The following is a 17,865-nucleotide window of genomic DNA, read 5'->3' as shown; positions in this document are numbered from 1 at the left end:
AGATAACAAGTCTGGAACACTTTTTTGTTTACTTATGAAAGCAAACATTACGGAAGTGTATTTGTATTAGCGTGGACACTTGCAAATAAAGTGATTCCTCTCATTTTGTTGATAATATGGTTTTTTACCTGTAGACATTGGTGGTATCATGTATTAATTGTCCCAATTGCCATGTTTTCTTTTCAAATTTTCACGATTTTCAATGATGATCAATCTTATATAGACAGTAACCAAATTTTATTTCTAATTCCAATTATGGCTATAATTGTACCTTCAATCTATTTGGTTAGAGCGAAAATTTTCAACAGAATCAATGATGCAGGAAAAACAATGCAAGAGTTGGAAGATGAATTCAGAATTAAACCAAAAGGCTTTTTTGATAAAGTAAAGGAGTACTTCTAAATATTATCAATAGTATTAAAAAAAATAATTTGTAATTTGACTGCTTATTTCAAATTCAAATGAGCAGATCCATTTCCCCTTTTACCAGAGCGCAATTGCTTCCTCAAGAAGAGACTCTGGAAATTTTCAAAAAAAAAGGAAATCTATTTATTGGCATTCCCAAAGAGACTTATTTTCAGGAAAAACGCGTTTGTTTAACTCCTGACGCCGTATCGGCCATAGTCTCTAATGGTCATCGGGTAATGATTGAGTCGGGTGCCGGAGACGGTGCTAATTTTAAAGACAAAGCCTATAGTGAAGCTGGTGCCGAAATCACAAGAGATACGGCCAAAGTGTACTCCTGCCCTATCATCCTGAAAGTGGAGCCTCCATCCTTAGATGAAATTAAGCTCATCAATCCGCAAACCTTATTAATTTCAGCGCTTCAGCTAAAAACCCAAAACAAAAAATATTTCGAAACGTTGGCCACCAAGCGTATTACAGCTTTGGCCTTCGAATTTATAAAAGACGAAGACGGTACCTATCCAGCCGTCAGATCTTTGAGCGAAATTGCAGGAACAGCTTCTATACTTATTGCTGCTGAATTGTTATCAAACATTAACGGCGGTAACGGATTAATGTTTGGCAATATCAGTGGTGTACCACCAACTGAAGTTGTCATTATTGGCGCTGGTACTGTTGGCGAGTTTGCAGCACGTTCTGCCATTGGATTGGGTGCCAATGTCAAAATTTTTGACAATAGTATAACAAAGCTACGATCTGTACAGTCTAACTTGGGCAGAACGCTTTACACCTCAACCTTACAGCCAAAAAATTTGGTCAAAGCCCTCAAACGCTGTGATATTGCCATTGGTGCGGTAAGAGGTACTAACCGAGCCCCCATTGTGGTTACCGAAGCTATGGTAGACTGCATGAAAACTGGAGCCGTTATTATTGATGTCAGTATTGATATGGGCGGGTGTTTTGAGACCAGTGAGGTCACCACCCATGACAAACCGACGTTTGAGCACAATGGAATTGTCCATTATTGTGTGCCCAATATTCCCGCCCGCTATTCCCGATCAGCCTCAGTTACAATAAGTAACATGTTCACACCCTATTTATTAAAGATTGCTGACGATGGTGGCATTGAAAATGCACTGCGTTTTGATAGAGGTTTAAAAAATGGATTGTACTTTTACCACGGTATTTTGACCAACAAATCGGTTGCCAATTGGTTTGATCTAAAATACAGTGACGTCAATCTTTTAATTTTTTAACAATGAAATTTATCCATCGCTTGGGCTACTATTTAGGTGGCTTTTCTATAGGTTTGATTATTTTGGCTTTCTTTTTAAGTGGAAAAAAAACCTCTTGTGATTATGGGCCTAATGCCAGAACTACAAAAAACCTTTCGCAAAAAGTGAAATTATATTCAGAAGAAGCATTAACCACAATGCGAACCTTTGAAATGGACACCACTATGGTCTCTGATATGATTCGCTATGGCACCGTCAATTTTTCAGAAAGCGATACCAAAACCGAATCCTGTAAAACCTACATTTTAGAAAACAGTTTCAAAGAGCAAAATTTTAGATTGCAAATTAAAAACTGTGATTCTATAGCGACTATAGAATCTATAGTGCCGTTTAAAAATGACTGAGCCACAGTTGTTAACCGTGGCTCAAGCTATCATTTAAAATTTTATTGAGAAATTACCTCAGCACTATCTTTTTAGTGATCACCCGATAATTATCGACCAACTGCAGCAAATAAATACCCGACGCATAATCTGAAAGGTTAAGGGTTTTAACGTAGCTCTGCTGATCCCCTTCGTTAATAACTTCATTGTATAAAGACTTACCTGATAGATCATACAGATGAATACTTGACAGGTTGGTAAGACCAGAAACCTTGATATTTACGTCCCCATAGGTAGGGTTTGGGTGAATTAAGAATTCGAGTTCTGTGGCGTCCTCTGTAAGTTCAATAGAGTCTTCAGTAATTTGTTCAGGGGTCGTACAGTTTTCTACTTTCACCATGACATTATCCGTATCTGAATCTAGCGCGTGATAGACCATAACTGAATATTCAGTATCTACTTTTGGATCTACAGTTATACTTTTAGTGGTCTCACCAGTATTCCATAAATACTCGGTATTATTGGGACCTGAAGCAGTCAAAACTGTCTTTTCACTGCTACAGATAGTAACATCGTTACCTGCATCTGCCACCACCTTTTCAAATACATTAACCTTAATCGATCTTTGGGCTGCACAATTATTGACAAACCCAGTCACCTCATAAGATTTAGTTACCCGTGGGCTGACGGCAATATTAGGCTGAGTCGCGCCGTTACTCCATTTGTAGGTATTAGCACCGCTGGCAGATAAGGTAATAAATTCGCCTTCAAGAATTGTAGTGTCAGAGCCATTAATAATTTTGACATTGGGTTGAGCGTCCACATAAACGACAACCTCATCGGTATCGGACGCTTTGCCCACAAAGGCTGTGACGGAATACGAAGTTTTGGATGAAGGATTGACCGTAATGCTCTCGGTTTTGGCACCTGTATTCCAAAGATAGGTGTCTCCACCTGTGGCGGTTAATGTGGTGCTTGATCCACTGCAGATGTTCTGATCTGAACCTGCATTGGCAACCACCTTTGCGGCAGTTTTGACCGTAACAGTAACCTTGTCCGTTGCCTCACAACCATTTGTTGTTCCTGTTACAGTATAGGTCTTGGTTGCTGTGGGACTCACGGTAATACTCGCAGTAGTAGCACCCGTACTCCATTTAAAACTAGCTGCGCCTATGGCCGTCAATGTGGTGCTTTCTCCAGAGTTAATTGTCACACTGTTTCCAGCATCCACTGTTGGCAATGGATTGACATTTATCTTAACGTCGGCCTTGTCGGAATTTTTGCCTGTACTATCATAAGCTGTCACTTTAAAAATTGTTGTGACGGTTGGACTTACCGTAATTTTTGCGGTTTTCTCTCCTGTACTCCAAAGATAGGTAGCCCCTCCAGTCGCAGTTAGGGTGGTACTTGAGCCAGCACAAAGATTCCGTTCGCCTCCAGCATCTGCAACAACTGTTTCAGAATTTGAAACCGTAACTTTTACAGTATCCGTTGCCTCACAACCATTTGTTGTTCCTGTTACAGTATAGGTCTTGGTTGCTGTGGGAGTTACCGTAATGCTCGCAGAAGTAGCACCTGTACTCCATTCATAAGATGTAGCTCCTGTGGCCGTCAATGTGGTGCTTTCTCCAGAGTTGATTGTCACACTGTTTCCAGCATCAACTGTTGGCAATGGATTGACTGTAACTTTGACATCATCGGTATCCGAATTTTTTCCGGTACTGTCATAGGCAGTCACTGTATATGTTGTGGTCGCAGTTGGACTTACTGTTATCTCTTCGGTCTTTTCTCCAGTACTCCAAAGATAAGTCGAACCTCCTGTGGCCGTCAGTGTCGTGCTAGAACCTTGGCAAATATTTTGGTCAGTACCTGCGCTCGCTTGGAGCGCTTCCGGAAAAACCGTAATCTCTGATTTCCCTTTGTGTCCTCCTTCTGTAGCTGTAAAGGTTATGGTCACCTCACCAACTGCAATTGCAGTGACAAGTCCATTGGCATCTACCTTAGCGATGTCTTCATCGCTTGAAGTCCATGTCCCATTTTGATTGGCAGCATTTGCTGGTGTAAAGGTTTTTGCTAACTGAAGTATTTTTGATATTTGAAGCTCTGTTTTACCTGGTGTGACTTCAACGCTTTGAGCAGCAACTATGACGCTTGGACCATCTACTTGATTTAAATATTCTTCCAACCATGTGTAACCGCTTGGGGCAATGTCATTGTGGTCTTGGCCTGCGGGAACGTTGGCATCAAACCAAACTTCAGGAATATGTTCATTTTTAGAGAGATTATAAAAGTTCGATGGTCTAGTTTCACTTGGCATGCCAGTTGGAACCTGTCCATTTTGCGATCTAAGTGTCATGTCTCTAATGTTTATACCGTGTACGAAGGCCAAATCCAAAGAATCTCTATAAAATCCCACAGTACCATCTCCGTTTAAATATTTAGATGCTCCTACATGAGGCAATATTTCTTGTTTCAATTGTGACGACAATAATACAGGAACGGGTCTACCTTGCATTGGTAATTGAAAGTTTACGAACCATTCTGCTTTCACAGGCTCAACACTTGCAGCCGTAAAAGGTGCCCAAGCAGTACTTTCATCTGTGTCGTATCCAACGGGCTTTACATCTGGAGATACAAAATTATCATAATTATATATCTTAGGTGCCATAGTTGAATTTGTCCAAGTTTTATGTAAAACGGAACTACCTGAATTAAGAGTTGTAAGACCAGATTGATAGTAATTACCAATGTGATTTAAACTATAATTATAAGGGTCAAATCGCATCAATCTACCTTGCCAATTGTGAGCAATATTGTTTACAACATCGACTTCCGCTTGACCTCCGAATTTTCCTGGTATCCGCCACCCGACATTATAATACGCATTTCTCAATATGGATATGCCTCCATAAGGCAAGCTAACGGCTCCATTTGCAAATTCACTATTTCCAGCAAGAACACCATTCTTACTTTGTCCCATTAAGCAATTCTGTAATGTATTATTGTCAATATTACTGGTTTTCGAAGCAGCCATAACAATAGATATGGAATTACCGTGCGAAGCTGACAAATGATCTATTACAACGTCATTACTCTGCAATATTGTTAATCCACCAAGACCTGAGGGACTTTCCCTGAATTTTAAATATCTTACAACAACATTGTTTATGCTGCTCAATCTTAGTCTATCTCCAGTAATAGTAATTCCCCCTTCCGGAGCTGTTTGCCCTGCAATAGTAATTCCATCTGCATAGCCTCCTTCATCTCCAGGTGAATTACTCATATATATCCATTCCTGTAAATTAATAACACCGCTTACATCGAATACTATAGTTCTTTTAACCCCCTTGTTTGATCGGTCTGTTAAAGCCCATCTCAGAGATCCCGAACCGCTATCATTTAGATTTGTGACGTGCACTATTTTACCTCCCCTACCTCCTTCGGTATAGGCACCTGCTCCATAGGCTGAAGGAAACGCAGGTTGTTGGGCTATTGAAGATTGATGAAAGAGAAATATTGAAAGGAAAAAAAATAGACTAATAGTAGTACTACTTGGCTTAATAGAAAAATTCATAGGTTTAAAAATTGGGAGCGACTTGGGAGCAACTCAATTAGTTTTCGGGTGCTAAACTAAAAATAATTTCCGGAAAACAGGTCTAAATTCCTATTTAATCGATGATTAGAATAATATTGTAAGATTAAACTTCAGTTTGTTAAATGGAGGCTAAAACTAAATATCCTGTTAAAAATTGTTTTGTGATATAATAAGTTTATGAAGAAGCGCTTTGGGACGCACTGTAAAATTAAATAAGGATAAATTTTTGGCTATTTTATGATCTAAGGCTCAATATAAAAATAAAGAGGCTATCTCATAACTCATGAAATAGCCTCTTATTCTGTTTTCAAATTCGGACTCCACTTACCGGAGACCATATCTTAAATATTCAATTCTCAAGAACTAATCTTAGTTTTGAGACTCTTTTATCTTCATTTTTTTTTATTTGTTTCTTATTTCAAAATAATCTTTTTAGTGATCACTTTTTCATTATCGACCAATTTTAAGAGATATAGTCCACTCGGGTAGCCGGATAAACTTATGGTTTTTTCATAAACTTTCTGATCACCCTCATTAATTTTATCACTATATAATAATCTGCCAGAACTATCATACAAATGAATGCTTGAAATACTTTTCACATTAGATATATTAATGTTGACGTCACCAAAGGTCGGATTAGGATAAATCAAAAATCCAGATTCTATAGGTTCATCTTGGAGATGAGTCTTTGCTTCGTAATCACCACCAAAATTTGGATTCGACTTCCCAAGTGGAACTTCTGAATTATTTGTTGCAGTTTTATTCTTGCCAGTAGTCTCTTTTGAATTCGCTTTTGCTGTTCCTTGATTTACAACCGTGACCTTAACTGTGGCTAAAGCTTCACAACTATTTCTAATTCCGATAACCGTATAGGTGGCTGTTGATTTAGGGCTCACAGTAATACTTGAGCGGGTTCCTCCAGTACTCCATTGATACTCATCCCCTCCTGTCGCTCTTAGAGTTGTGCTCTCTCCTGCGTTGATTGTAACATTACTTCCAGCATCCACCGCTGGAATGGGGTTGACGTTTATCTTAACATAGGCCTTATCGGAATTTTTTCCTGAACTATCATAGGCAGTAACTGTATAAATTGTTGATATGCTTGGGCTCACCGTAATTTTTTCAGTTTTTTCTCCTGTACTCCAAAGATAGGTAGAACCTCCCCTCGCAGTTAGGGTGGTGCTTGAACCAGCACAGAGATTACGTTCCCCTCCCGCATCTGCAGTAACTGTTTCAGAATTAGAAACCGTTACTGTTACCGTATCCGTAGCTTCACAATCATTGTTATTTCCGGTAACCGTGTAAGTGGTAGTTGATTTGGGGCTCACGGTAATACTTGAGTGGTTGCCTCCCGTACTCCATTTATATCCATCGGCTCCTGTCGCTCTTAGAGTAGTGCTTTCTCCTGGATTGATTGTGATATTGCTACCTGCATCCACCGCTGGAACTGGTTTGACCACTATCTTGACGTCAGCCTGATCGGAATTTTCTCCTTTACTATCATATGCAGTAACGGTATAAATTGTGGTGACGCTTGGGCTCACCGAAATTTTGGCGGTTTTTTCTCCTGTACTCCAAAGATAGCTTGATCCTCCCCTCGCAGTTAGAGTGGTGCTTGAGCCAGCACAGAGATTCCGTTCGCCTCCCGCATCTGCAACAACTGTTTCATAATTCAGAACCGTTACTTTTACCGTGTCCGTAGCTTCGCAATCCTTATTAGTTCCGGTAACCGTGTATGTGGTTGTTGATCTGGGGCTCACGGTTATACTCGATCCCGTGGCACCTGTGTTCCACATATAATTAGAAGCCCCTTTGGCCTTTAAGGTTGTGCTTTCTCCAGCTCGAATAATAATATTGCTACCTGCATCCACAACAGGAACCGGATTAACATTTACAGTAACCTTATCTGTTGTGGCATTCTTCCCCTTACTATCATAAGCGGTAACTGTGTATATTTTAGTTGAATTAGGCCTTACTGTTATTGTTTCGGTTTTCTCATCGGTACTCCAAAGATAACTGGCGCCTCCACTTGCCGTAAGTGTGGTGCTTTCGCCTTGACAAATATTCTGGTCAGTACCTGCGCTCGCTTGGAGCGCTTCCCGAAAAACCGTAATCTCTGATTTCCCTTTGTCTCCTCCATCATCAGCTGTAAATGTTATGGTCACCTTACCAACTGAAATTCCAGTTACAAGCGCATTAGCATCTACTTTAGCGATATCTTCATCGCTTGAAGTCCATTTTCCATTTTGATTCTTTGGAGTTTTTATTTTGAATTCTTTTTTTAATTGAAGTGTTTTTGAAATTTGAAGATTTGTTTTACCTGGGGTAACTTCAACGCTTTGAGTGGCAACTATCACGCTTGGACCATCTACTTGATTTAAGTATTCTTCCAACCATGTGTAGCCGCTTGGGGCAATATCGTTGTGATCTTTTCCTTTGGGCACGTTGGCATTAAACCAAACTTCAGGAATATGTTCATTTTTAGAGAGATTATAAAAGTTCGATGGTCTACTTTTACTTGGCATGCCAGTTGGAACCTGTCCATTCTGCGATCTAGTTGTCATGTCTCTAATTTTTATACCTTGTACGAAGGCCAAATCCAAAGAATCTCTATAAAATCCCACAGTACCATCTCCGTTTAAATATTTAGACGCTCCTACATGAGGCAATATTTCTTGTTTCAATTGTGACGACAATAATACAGGAACGGGTCTACCTTGCATTGGTAATTGAAAGTTTACGAACCATTCTGCTTTCACAGGCTCAACACTTGCAGCCGTAAAAGTTGTCCAAGCAGTACTTTCATCTGTGTCGTATCCAACGGGCTTTACATCTGGAGATACAAAATTATCATAATTATATATCTTAGGTGCCATAGTTGAATTTGTCCAAGTTTTATGTAAAACGGAACTACCTGAATTAAGAGTTGTAAGACCAGATTGATAGTAATTACCAATGTGATTTAAACTATAATTATAAGGGTCAAATCGCATCAATCTACCTTGCCAATTGTGAGCAATATTGTTTACAACATCGACTTCCGCTTGACCTCCGAATTTTCCTGGTATCCGCCACCCGACATTATAATACGCATTTCTCAATATGGATATGCCTCCATAAGGCAAGCTAACGGCTCCATTTGCAAATTCACTATTTCCAGCAAGAACACCATTCTTACTTTGTCCCATTAAGCAATTCTGTAATGTATTATTGTCAATATTACTGGTTTTCGAAGCAGCCATAACAATAGATATGGAATTACCGTGCGAAGCTGACAAATGATCTATTACAACGTCATTACTCTGCAATATTGTTAATCCACCAAGACCTGAGGGACTTTCCCTGAATTTTAAATATCTTACAACAACATTGTTTATGCTGCTCAATCTTAGTCTATCTCCAGTAATAGTAATTCCCCCTTCCGGAGCTGTTTGCCCTGCAATAGTAATTCCATCTGCATAGCCTCCTTCATCTCCAGGTGAATTACTCATATATATCCATTCCTGTAAATTAATAACACCGCTTACATCGAATACTATAGTTCTTTTAACCCCCTTGTTTGATCGGTCTGTTAAAGCCCATCTCAGAGATCCCGAACCGCTATCATTTAGATTTGTGACGTGCACTATTTTACCTCCCCTACCTCCTTCGGTATAGGCACCTGCTCCATAGGCTGAAGGAAACGCAGGTTGTTGGGCTATTGAAGATTGATGAAAGAGAAATATTGAAAGGAAAAAAAATAGACTAATAGTAGTACTACTTGGCTTAATAGAAAAATTCATAGGGAATATAGTTACGAGCGACGCAAGAAATTACTCAAATACGGTGCAATGGTTTGGCGATTAGTTTAAAAAATATATTGAAACCAATTAGATAAAGGTCATGTTAATAACAAGACGATTCAATTAAATGGTTTAGAACTCATGGATTATTAATACTGTTTTAAGTCATAATTGTAAATTTTTTAATGAAATGTTCGATTAAATACATAATTACCTGATGTAATTACGAATCAACTTTAAGAATGGATGTTTCCTCTTAAACTTTAACAGAAAAAAGAAAACCCCTACATTACTGAATGATCTTATGTTGTGGAAGCAAATGTGATATGATGAAGCTCAGAACCATTAAAATAAATTTAATAATCCCAATTAGGATTCTATTTGAATTCTAAACGCTAATGATGGACTTAAACGGAAAAATCCTTTCTTTGTCATCATAATTATTACACATCAAAATAATTTTCAATATTTGGTATCACTAATTTAACTTTAAAAGAAATAAACGTTTTTTCTATAAATATGAATATGATGTCTTAGTTTAGCAGTCACTACTATGACATCTGATTTTTGTGTCTTGAAATGGATTTATAAAATTAGTTTGTCACTATATATAGTTTAACCAAATTGAAAAATGAACGATTTAATATCCATCATTGTGCCTGTTTATAATGTGGAGTCTTATCTTGATAGATGTATACAATCTCTTATTAATCAAACTTATAAAAATCTTGAAATCATTCTGGTTAATGACGGCTCTACGGATTCAAGTGGCGCTATTTGTGATACCTATGCCTTAAAAGACAATCGAATTCAGGTCTATCATATTAGCAATGGGGGTTCGAGTATCGCACGAAATTATGCACTTCAAAAAAGTAACGGCCATTACATCGGGTTTGTAGATAGCGATGATTGGGTAAAGCCAGGCATGTTTGATGAACTTATAAAATTTGCTGGCGCAAATAATTTAAAGGTTGTTGAAACAAGCGCTATACACTCCCATTTAGTAGAAGACAATGTGATGGAGAATAATATGATCACTGCGCATATAGAAGATAAGAACACCGCATTAAAACGGATTATTCAAAATAAAAGATTTGCGGTATGGCGCAGACTATACCACCACTCCATTTTAAAAAACAGATTTTTTATTGAGGGTATTTTGCATCAAGATGTTTATTATACCGTCGACATATTAAATGAAATTTCTCATATTGGCTATTTTGAAAATCAATTCTATGTGTACAATGTTCAAAATCCAACGAGCGTAATAAGAAGTGATTATTCAATTAAAAAATTGAACTCAATCAATGCAGGAGCCTATGTTGTTGAACACACAACTCAATACAGTAATACCATTCAAGATTTAGCCAAGCGGTACCTGTTTGAGTTTTTAACGTCCCACTATGATTCTTTATATTTTAATCCTGATTTAGACAATGATGGTGAACACCGTAAAAAGATTCGTGAAACTATACGAAAACATCATAAAATGAGAATTTTTCATTTCTATAGTTTTGCCATCGTAATTCTACCTCCGGTAGTGTATAAGCCTTTTCTTATTAGCAATAAACGGAGAATATATATTCAGTCTAAAATTTATCAATTGTTTCGCAATGTCTAGAGTAAATCATGCCATGAAAAACATGAAATTCAGCATGTTTTTCTACCTTATCTTTTTGGTGTTGCAATTTGTTTCCAGAAAATTGTTTTTAGATAATTTAGGAGATGAATTTATGGGGCTATCTGGAACTTTGCGCAGTTTTCTTAGTTTTTTAAATTTAGCCGAATTAGGAATAGGGGCAGCGGTTGGCTTTAGTTTGTATAGACCGATTTTTAATAAAGAACATGGCAGAATTAATGAGCTTATAGCATTATTCGGGCATTTGTATAAAAAAATTGGTCTGTTTGTAATCATTGCCGGGATTATCCTCTCGTTATTTTTCCCCCTTATATTCGATACCCTTGATGCCCCCTTGACTGTTGTGTATTACACTTATTATACCTTCCTATTTGGCATGTGTATCAATTTTTTCTTTAACTATCATATCATCCTACTTCAAGCGGATCAAAAAGACTATGTCATTACATCCAGTTCCCAATCGATCAATCTTATTAAGATTATTTTACAATGTGTTGTTGTTTTTTATTACCAAAGTGTTTATGGCTGGATTACTTTAGAATTATTGTATTACCTCGTCAATAGTTATGTTCTAAGAAAGAAAGTAAAGCAAATCTATCCATGGTTAAGTATTAATCAAAAAACTACCAATTCTATATTAAAAACAAATCCCGAAATCATTACTAAGGTAAAACAAATCTCTTTTCATAAATTAGGAGCCTTTGTTACGGGTGGTACAGACCAAATACTGATATTTGCCTTTATTAGTATTGAGACGGTTGCCTTTTTTGGGAATTATCAATTGGTATTTAGTAGACTTTTACAGTTGGTCAATACCGCATTTGCAGGTACGGCTGCAGGAATAGGAAATCTAGTTGCTGAAAATAATAAAGACAACATCAACAAAGTGTTTTGGGAAATGATGGCGCTTCGTTTCTATATTGCTGGTATAGCTATAATTGTTCTATATTTTGTTACTCAACCCTTTATTTCAATTTGGCTTGGTGAAACCTATATTTTAAGTAAATATGTATTATTGCTTTTTCTTGTAAATATGTTTATTATGCAAATTCGAATTCCGGTAGATCATTTTAAGGATGCCTATGGCTTATACCAAGATGTATGGGCACCAGTTATTCAAAGCATAATTAATTTAGGAATGTCTATTATTTTACTTCATTATTTTGATCTGGCTGGCATCTTAATGGGAACAACCATCGCCTTTTCCATCGTTATTTTGGCGTGGAGACCTTACTATTTGTACAAGCATGGTTTTAAGATAAACCTATGGGAGTACTGGAAAAGATTTTTAATTTTAATTCTCACTTTGATTTTTCCATTTTATATATGCTACAAGCTTCAGGTATATATTTCTTTAGGAGCTATCACTCTTTTTAACTTAGTGAGCTATGCCTTAAAAATCTCAATACTTGTTGTTTTAGTTTACACACCCGTAATTTACATATCAAGCTTAGGCTTTAGGAATGTGTCTAAGCGACTATTACATTTTATAAAACTAAAAAAATGAAATTAGATTTTATAATATCATCATTAGGTGGTGGTGGTGCAGAGCGGGTTCTTACGCTCATGGTAAATAGTTTAGCAAAAAATCCTAAGAATAGCATTTCTGTCATTACACTTTTTCAAGGTAAGGAAGATTACAAACTAGACCCTGCCGTTAACAGAGTAAAATTAAAGCAAACTAAATTTATACCAAGTCATACGTTTAGAAGTATTATTAATTTAAGCAGGTATTATAGAAAAAAGTCTAACAGACCCCATGTAATTGTCTCATTTATTACGCTCACAAATCTTATAGCTATAGTGGTGGCTAAGCTATTTTCAATAAAAATAATTGCCCAAGAGCATAATTCTTTTATGAGACATATGGACGGTCGGGAAAGAATAACAGATTTCACTAAAAAGCATGTCTATAAAATGGCAGATGTTATTACGGTGTTGACATCCTATGACATAGAATATTACCAAAAACACGGCGCCACTGTATATGTGATGCCCAATCCTTGCAGCTTTACACCTATTTCTGAAAATTCTCATAATCGAGAACAAACAATTTTGGCAGTGGGGCAATTAGATCGTTACCACCATAAAGGACTTGACAATTTAATTAAATTAATAGCCCCCATACTTAAAGAGTATCCCGATTGGCAATTAAAAATTGCGGGTTCCGGCAAAAAAGGATTAAAACATTTAACGCAATTAGCCGAAGAACACCATATATTAGATAAAGTTATTTTTACCGGTTTTATAAACAATGTTTCTGAGGTCATGTACCAAACGTCTATTTTTATATTGCCTTCTCGGTTTGAAGGATTGCCTATGGTGTTATTAGAAGCAATGTCTCAAGGGATGGCTTGTATAGCTTACGATTGTAAAACAGGCCCTTCTGATATTATTGAGAATGATAAGAATGGCTTTCTCATAGAAGATCAAAATATGACTAAGATGCAGAAAGGTCTAGGAGATCTTTTAATAAGCAAGGACCTGCGACTTAGATTGTCCAATGAAGGTATTAATTCGCTTGATAAATATAATATTTCAGCTATTACTGAACGTTACGAAGCTTTATTTAAAAAAATAGTTAAGACCTAATGAACAAGTTCATAGTTTCAATCTGCTTTTATTTACCTTTCATAATTAGTTGTTTGAACATTCAGGCAATGGTATCAAAATTTATTTCATATAACTTGGCTCAATTTATAGCGTATTTTAATCTTGTATTGATTATAATTGGCATATTTTTATTTCGTAAAAATATAAAGACCTTATCTAGCACCAATCGGTTATGGTTTGTATTTTATATCTTATATTATAGTTTTGGATTATTGGCGTCCGGAATATCTGGTTTTCAAACATCTATTATAGCAACCTTAGTTCCTGTCATCTATTTTACGGGCTTCTATTTTTTATTGAGCAATCGCGAACAATTTAAAATATTTTTTAAGGTAATTACTATCTGTTTTGTCATATCGGCTTTTCTAACGATTATTTTAATAAAATTTAATTTTAACATAAAATCAGGAGGAGTATATGATTGGGATCTCGATCGCGCTGGTGGTGTTACTGGAGACGCCAATGCAGCAGCGCTTACGAGTATTTTCGCATTTATATTGTTCAATCAATTTTACAAGCCATCAAAATTTACATTTCGTACAATAAAAAATATTATTTTATTCAATCCTATTCTATAGTTTATTTTTAACATTCTCTACAACTGGTCTATTTGTATTTACCATTGTATTTTTTCTCATCAACTATCGATTTTTCACTGGTCTGAAGCTTTTCTTATTCGCAGCTATTATACCTATATTCTATGTAGGTGTTTTTGCACTCCAATCACAAGCCCATAATTTAGGATTATCGAATGCGCAAATCAATAAAATTGAGAATATAACTAACGTATTGACTCTAAATTTAGATCAGGTAGATAATTCGGGGCGCGCAGATTTACTGGAAAACGTCTTGTATTACCTTTACAAAAATCCAGTTCTTGGAAATGGTATAGATTTCTCCGTATCAATGAGAGGCCACAATACCTTTGTGGGAGTCTGGGTGGATGCAGGTGTATTAACGTTTCTATTTTTCATCTTTATGCTCTCTTATTATTTCCTTAAGACATTTTCTTTGAACTTACAATTTCGCTATTTTGCAATGTCCATATTGATTGTTTTGTACATTTTTATGATAAGCCTTCAGAGTGTAATCAATCAGCCGTATCTAATTGTTTTATTTGTATTTGTAGGCTATTTAATAGACTTTAATAAAATAGACGATGGGCGTTCAAAATTTTTAAGTATAAAATCTTAAGTTATATAAAGGAAACCTACTTATTTTAGAATTACAATTTTATTAGACTATAATTATCTCATAAATCGAAATATGATCAATAATAAGAAAGATTACCTGGAGTATTTAACAAGAGATCGCATTGCCTTAGAAATTTATAATCAAGGTGCTGTCAATAAAATTAAAAACTTAATATTTCCCGATCCTGTTTGGACCTTTCAAAAACGAATGAGACAGCTGGAGTATTATACAAATTGTAAAAACTATGGTTTATATCACTTCTATATATATTATTTAAAATATCGCTATAAGTTAATTTCAATTAAATTGAATTTTACCATTCCAATTAATGTTTTTGGGCCAGGCCTTTCCATTGTACATTATGGCACAATAATAATTAACTTTACTTCTAAAATAGGCTCCAACTGCAGAATTCACGCATGTGTCAATATTGGCGCTTCTGGTGGTGAGATACAAGGGCCACAGCTTGGTGATAATATCTATATAGCCCCAGGAGCTAAAATTTATGGCAACATATGGATTCCTAATAATACTGCAATTGGCGCTAATGCTGTTGTAAATAAATCCTTTACAAAAGAAAACACCATTATTGCAGGCATACCAGCAAAAGTGATTGGAGAGGTGGATATAAAGAAAATTATAAAATATATTTAACAATTTGGTCAAAAATAGGCTGAAAACCACTTATGAAAAAATTAAGAAAAAGAATATCTGATTCTTACAGACAATCTGATTTTGGATATAGTATAATGAGACCTTTTTATAAACTATATATATTAGGATTGAGATTAGTGCCTGATGAGTATATTATAAAAAGGAGTTTTAAAAGACATATGGGTTATGCCTTAAATCTTAATTATCCAAGAACGTTAAATGAAAAAATAAATTGGCTTAAACTTTATGATCGTACAGACCTACACACTTTAGTTGCAGATAAATACAAAGTTAGAGAATATGTAGAAGAAAAAATCGGGAAGCATTATCTTATACCGCTGCTCTATCATACCAAAAACTCAGATGATATAAGACCAGAAAATTTACCTGATTCAAATTTTATAATTAAAACAAATCATGATAGTTCGGGCGGACTTATTGTTAGAGATAAGTCGTCGATTAACTGGAGTATGGCCAGAAAACGTTTCAAAAGGCTTTTGAAAGAAAATCATTATTACAGTACCATAGAATGGCAATATAAAAATATAGAACCTCGAATTGTTGTAGAAGAATTACTTACCTGCGAAGATGGCAGTATTCCGGATGATTATAAAATTCATTGTTTTAATGGAAAAACAGCATTTATAATGATAGATTTTGATCGCCATACAAATAAACGTACTAGAAACTTATACGATCCCGAGTGGAATCTAATACCTTGCAATTGGGGGCGTCCGTATGGTAAAATTCTTCAAGAACCATCAAATTTTAAAGAAATGAAGATGCTTGCAGAGAAGTTGTCAAAAGATTTTACCTATGTCAGAGTGGATCTCTATTTGGTAAAAGGTGATATTTTTTTTGGAGAACTAACATTTCATCATGCTTCGGGCTTTCAAAAGTTTTACACACAAGAATGTGATTATAAATTAGGACAACAATTAAAAATTACAAAACAATGAAAACTAAAAAAAAGATTTTCTTTGTTATACCTACCCTGTCTGCTGGTGGTGCCGAACGTGTCATATCCTTTGTTGCTCAAGAATTAGATAGAGAAAAATTTGATGTGACACTGATTATAATTGGTTTCGAAAAGGATAATAAATACGATGTCTCAAGCATTCCTGTTGTTTACTTGAACAAATCTCGTGTGCTTAAAGGAGCATTTCCGCTTTTAATAATGTTTCAAAAAGAAAAACCTAAAATGGTCGTAAGCACAATTTCAAATTTAAATGTAATAATGGGTCTAATTTCCGTGTTTTTTTCAAACGTTATTTTTATCGGAAGACATACATTCATAATTAAAAATCCATCCAAAAATATTGAGACGAAGAAAACGAATAGATCAAAAATAAAATCAACTTTTAATTACTGGAATTATGGTAATAAAAATTTGGATTATTTTATTTGTCAATCTGCTGATATGAAACAAAGCATAATAGATGTGTATGGCATTGATAGTAAAAAAATTTCTATAATTAATAATCCGGTTACCCAAACGGAAATCATTAAAAACAATAGCTCGCAAGGTGCTGTTAAAAAATAATATAACTATTGGCAGAATAAGTGAGGGAAAAGGTTATATAAGAATTCTTGAAATCCTTGCAAAATTATCATTCCCCTTTCAATATACAATCATAGGTGAAGGAGCTTATTATGATATTGTTTTTAGTAAAATAAGGGAACTCGGATTAAATGATAAAGTAAATTACATTAGATTCACCAATAATGTTTCTGAATATCTTGTAGATCATGATATGTTTCTGCAAGGCTCATATTCTGAAGGGTTCCCAAATGCATTATTAGAAAGTTGCGCAGTGGGAACCCCGGTAATCGCTTTTAACGTTCCCGGAGGTACTAAAGAAATAATTGAAGACGGAATTAATGGGTTCTTGGTTGATAACGACGACGATTTTTTAGAAAAGTTAAATGACAATAGAGAGTGGAATCCAGAAATAGTTAGAGAATCTGTATACAAGAAATTTAATAAAAACAAAATAATCAGTGATTATGAAAAATTCTTCATTGAAATTTCTGACTAATTTATATTTCAAAATTTAACAGTTATAACCTTGTAAATATTAAAATGGAAATAGTTAAAAATATAGCTAAAAATTCTCTTGAAATTGGCAAAATGTATGTCTATCATAGAGAGCAGAATAACGTAGCAAGAAAAATACTTAAAGTTATTGAATCAGAAAAAGGAATACTTGACCCAAAAAGACAAAAAATTGTGTAAAGAGTATGCGAAAGACATATTTGGCGATGGAAAATATGCACCTTGGTTGTATGTCTATTCTGCTTTTAGTAAAGAATTTAAAGAAGGATGGATCCCAGATAATTATTATGGAACTGTTGTTGTTCC

General features: G+C 35.5%; 15 protein-coding genes. 13 read left to right on the top strand and 2 right to left on the bottom strand.

The window, feature by feature from the left end:
• The first annotated feature begins 255 nt into the window (after positions 1–255).
• Genes A9996_RS20000 through A9996_RS17600 form a run of 3 tightly spaced genes read left to right on the top strand, consistent with a single transcriptional unit; the run spans position 256 to position 2,044 of the window.
• A complete protein-coding gene (locus A9996_RS20000) occupies positions 256–402 on the top strand; it encodes a hypothetical protein (RefSeq protein WP_157487244.1) in 147 nt (48 codons plus the stop codon).
• Between the two features lie 59 nt (positions 403–461).
• Entirely contained in the window at positions 462–1,661 is a 1,200-nt protein-coding gene (locus A9996_RS17605) for an alanine dehydrogenase (RefSeq protein ID WP_066438314.1), read from the top strand.
• A gap of 2 nt (positions 1,662–1,663) precedes the next feature.
• A complete protein-coding gene (locus A9996_RS17600; RefSeq protein ID WP_066438308.1) occupies positions 1,664–2,044 on the top strand; it encodes a DUF4258 domain-containing protein in 381 nt (126 codons plus the stop codon).
• 52 nt (positions 2,045–2,096) lie between these two features.
• Here the strand turns inward: A9996_RS17600 and A9996_RS17595 are convergent, their stop codons facing one another.
• Both A9996_RS17595 and A9996_RS17590 read right to left on the bottom strand, forming a co-directional pair.
• Positions 2,097–5,597 (bottom strand): Ig-like domain-containing protein, encoded by a 3,501-nt coding sequence (locus A9996_RS17595; protein WP_066438305.1) that lies wholly within the window; start codon positions 5,595–5,597, stop codon positions 2,097–2,099.
• 434 nt (positions 5,598–6,031) lie between these two features.
• Positions 6,032–9,403, bottom strand: a complete 3,372-nt coding sequence (locus tag A9996_RS17590) for an Ig-like domain-containing protein (protein ID WP_066438302.1) — start codon at positions 9,401–9,403, stop codon at positions 6,032–6,034.
• A 631-nt stretch (positions 9,404–10,034) separates the two neighbouring features.
• Here A9996_RS17590 and A9996_RS17585 point away from each other — a divergent pair.
• The 10 genes from A9996_RS17585 to A9996_RS19990 all read left to right on the top strand — a co-directional run bounded on the left by A9996_RS17585 (position 10,035) and on the right by A9996_RS19990 (position 17,739).
• Positions 10,035–11,024 (top strand): glycosyltransferase, encoded by a 990-nt coding sequence (locus A9996_RS17585; protein ID WP_066438300.1) that lies wholly within the window; start codon positions 10,035–10,037, stop codon positions 11,022–11,024.
• A gap of 13 nt (positions 11,025–11,037) precedes the next feature.
• The gene (locus tag A9996_RS17580) at positions 11,038–12,549 is read left to right on the top strand and encodes a lipopolysaccharide biosynthesis protein (RefSeq protein ID WP_170124462.1); all 1,512 of its coding nucleotides are present in this window, start codon (positions 11,038–11,040) and stop codon (positions 12,547–12,549) included.
• Positions 12,546–13,634 (top strand): glycosyltransferase family 4 protein, encoded by a 1,089-nt coding sequence (locus tag A9996_RS17575; RefSeq protein ID WP_066438294.1) that lies wholly within the window; start codon positions 12,546–12,548, stop codon positions 13,632–13,634. The genes A9996_RS17580 and A9996_RS17575 overlap by 4 nt, the downstream gene beginning before the upstream one ends.
• A 68-nt stretch (positions 13,635–13,702) precedes the next feature.
• Positions 13,703–14,233 (top strand): hypothetical protein, encoded by a 531-nt coding sequence (locus A9996_RS17570; protein ID WP_066438290.1) that lies wholly within the window; start codon positions 13,703–13,705, stop codon positions 14,231–14,233.
• Complete coding sequence (locus A9996_RS21080; protein ID WP_157487245.1) at positions 14,205–14,849, top strand: O-antigen ligase family protein; 645 nt, start codon at positions 14,205–14,207, stop codon at positions 14,847–14,849. Before A9996_RS17570 ends, A9996_RS21080 begins: the two co-directional genes overlap by 29 nt.
• Before the next feature lie 72 nt (positions 14,850–14,921).
• Positions 14,922–15,503, top strand: a complete 582-nt coding sequence (locus A9996_RS17560; RefSeq protein ID WP_066438286.1) for a serine O-acetyltransferase — start codon at positions 14,922–14,924, stop codon at positions 15,501–15,503.
• A 32-nt stretch (positions 15,504–15,535) separates the two neighbouring features.
• Complete coding sequence (locus tag A9996_RS17555; RefSeq protein WP_066438284.1) at positions 15,536–16,462, top strand: ATP-grasp fold amidoligase family protein; 927 nt, start codon at positions 15,536–15,538, stop codon at positions 16,460–16,462.
• Entirely contained in the window at positions 16,459–17,046 is a 588-nt protein-coding gene (locus tag A9996_RS17550; protein ID WP_066438282.1) for a glycosyltransferase, read from the top strand. Before A9996_RS17555 ends, A9996_RS17550 begins: the two co-directional genes overlap by 4 nt.
• The gene (locus tag A9996_RS17545; RefSeq protein WP_066438277.1) at positions 17,030–17,542 is read left to right on the top strand and encodes a glycosyltransferase; all 513 of its coding nucleotides are present in this window, start codon (positions 17,030–17,032) and stop codon (positions 17,540–17,542) included. The genes A9996_RS17550 and A9996_RS17545 overlap by 17 nt, the downstream gene beginning before the upstream one ends.
• A gap of 44 nt (positions 17,543–17,586) precedes the next feature.
• Entirely contained in the window at positions 17,587–17,739 is a 153-nt protein-coding gene (locus A9996_RS19990) for a hypothetical protein (RefSeq protein WP_157487243.1), read from the top strand.
• Positions 17,740–17,865 lie beyond the last annotated feature (126 nt).

The sequence above is a fragment of the Gelidibacter algens genome (genome assembly GCF_001678675.1).
Taxonomy (GTDB): domain Bacteria; phylum Bacteroidota; class Bacteroidia; order Flavobacteriales; family Flavobacteriaceae; genus Gelidibacter; species Gelidibacter algens.
Note: the sequence above shows the minus strand (reverse complement) of the source record. Positions and strands in the feature narration are given on the sequence as shown.

What these genes read in the sequence shown, in the direction of transcription:
- A9996_RS20000 (WP_157487244.1), top strand. Translation starts at nt 256, where the DNA reads ATGGCTATAATTGTACCTTCAATCTATTTGGTTAGAGCGAAAATTTTC.
- A9996_RS17605 (WP_066438314.1), top strand. Translation starts at nt 462, where the DNA reads ATGAGCAGATCCATTTCCCCTTTTACCAGAGCGCAATTGCTTCCTCAA.
- A9996_RS17600 (WP_066438308.1), top strand. Translation starts at nt 1,664, where the DNA reads ATGAAATTTATCCATCGCTTGGGCTACTATTTAGGTGGCTTTTCTATA.
- A9996_RS17595 (WP_066438305.1), bottom strand. Translation starts at nt 5,597, where the DNA reads ATGAATTTTTCTATTAAGCCAAGTAGTACTACTATTAGTCTATTTTTT.
- A9996_RS17590 (WP_066438302.1), bottom strand. Translation starts at nt 9,403, where the DNA reads ATGAATTTTTCTATTAAGCCAAGTAGTACTACTATTAGTCTATTTTTT.
- A9996_RS17585 (WP_066438300.1), top strand. Translation starts at nt 10,035, where the DNA reads ATGAACGATTTAATATCCATCATTGTGCCTGTTTATAATGTGGAGTCT.
- A9996_RS17580 (WP_170124462.1), top strand. Translation starts at nt 11,038, where the DNA reads ATGAAAAACATGAAATTCAGCATGTTTTTCTACCTTATCTTTTTGGTG.
- A9996_RS17575 (WP_066438294.1), top strand. Translation starts at nt 12,546, where the DNA reads ATGAAATTAGATTTTATAATATCATCATTAGGTGGTGGTGGTGCAGAG.
- A9996_RS17570 (WP_066438290.1), top strand. Translation starts at nt 13,703, where the DNA reads ATGGTATCAAAATTTATTTCATATAACTTGGCTCAATTTATAGCGTAT.
- A9996_RS17560 (WP_066438286.1), top strand. Translation starts at nt 14,922, where the DNA reads ATGATCAATAATAAGAAAGATTACCTGGAGTATTTAACAAGAGATCGC.
- A9996_RS17555 (WP_066438284.1), top strand. Translation starts at nt 15,536, where the DNA reads ATGAAAAAATTAAGAAAAAGAATATCTGATTCTTACAGACAATCTGAT.
- A9996_RS17550 (WP_066438282.1), top strand. Translation starts at nt 16,459, where the DNA reads ATGAAAACTAAAAAAAAGATTTTCTTTGTTATACCTACCCTGTCTGCT.
- A9996_RS19990 (WP_157487243.1), top strand. Translation starts at nt 17,587, where the DNA reads ATGGAAATAGTTAAAAATATAGCTAAAAATTCTCTTGAAATTGGCAAA.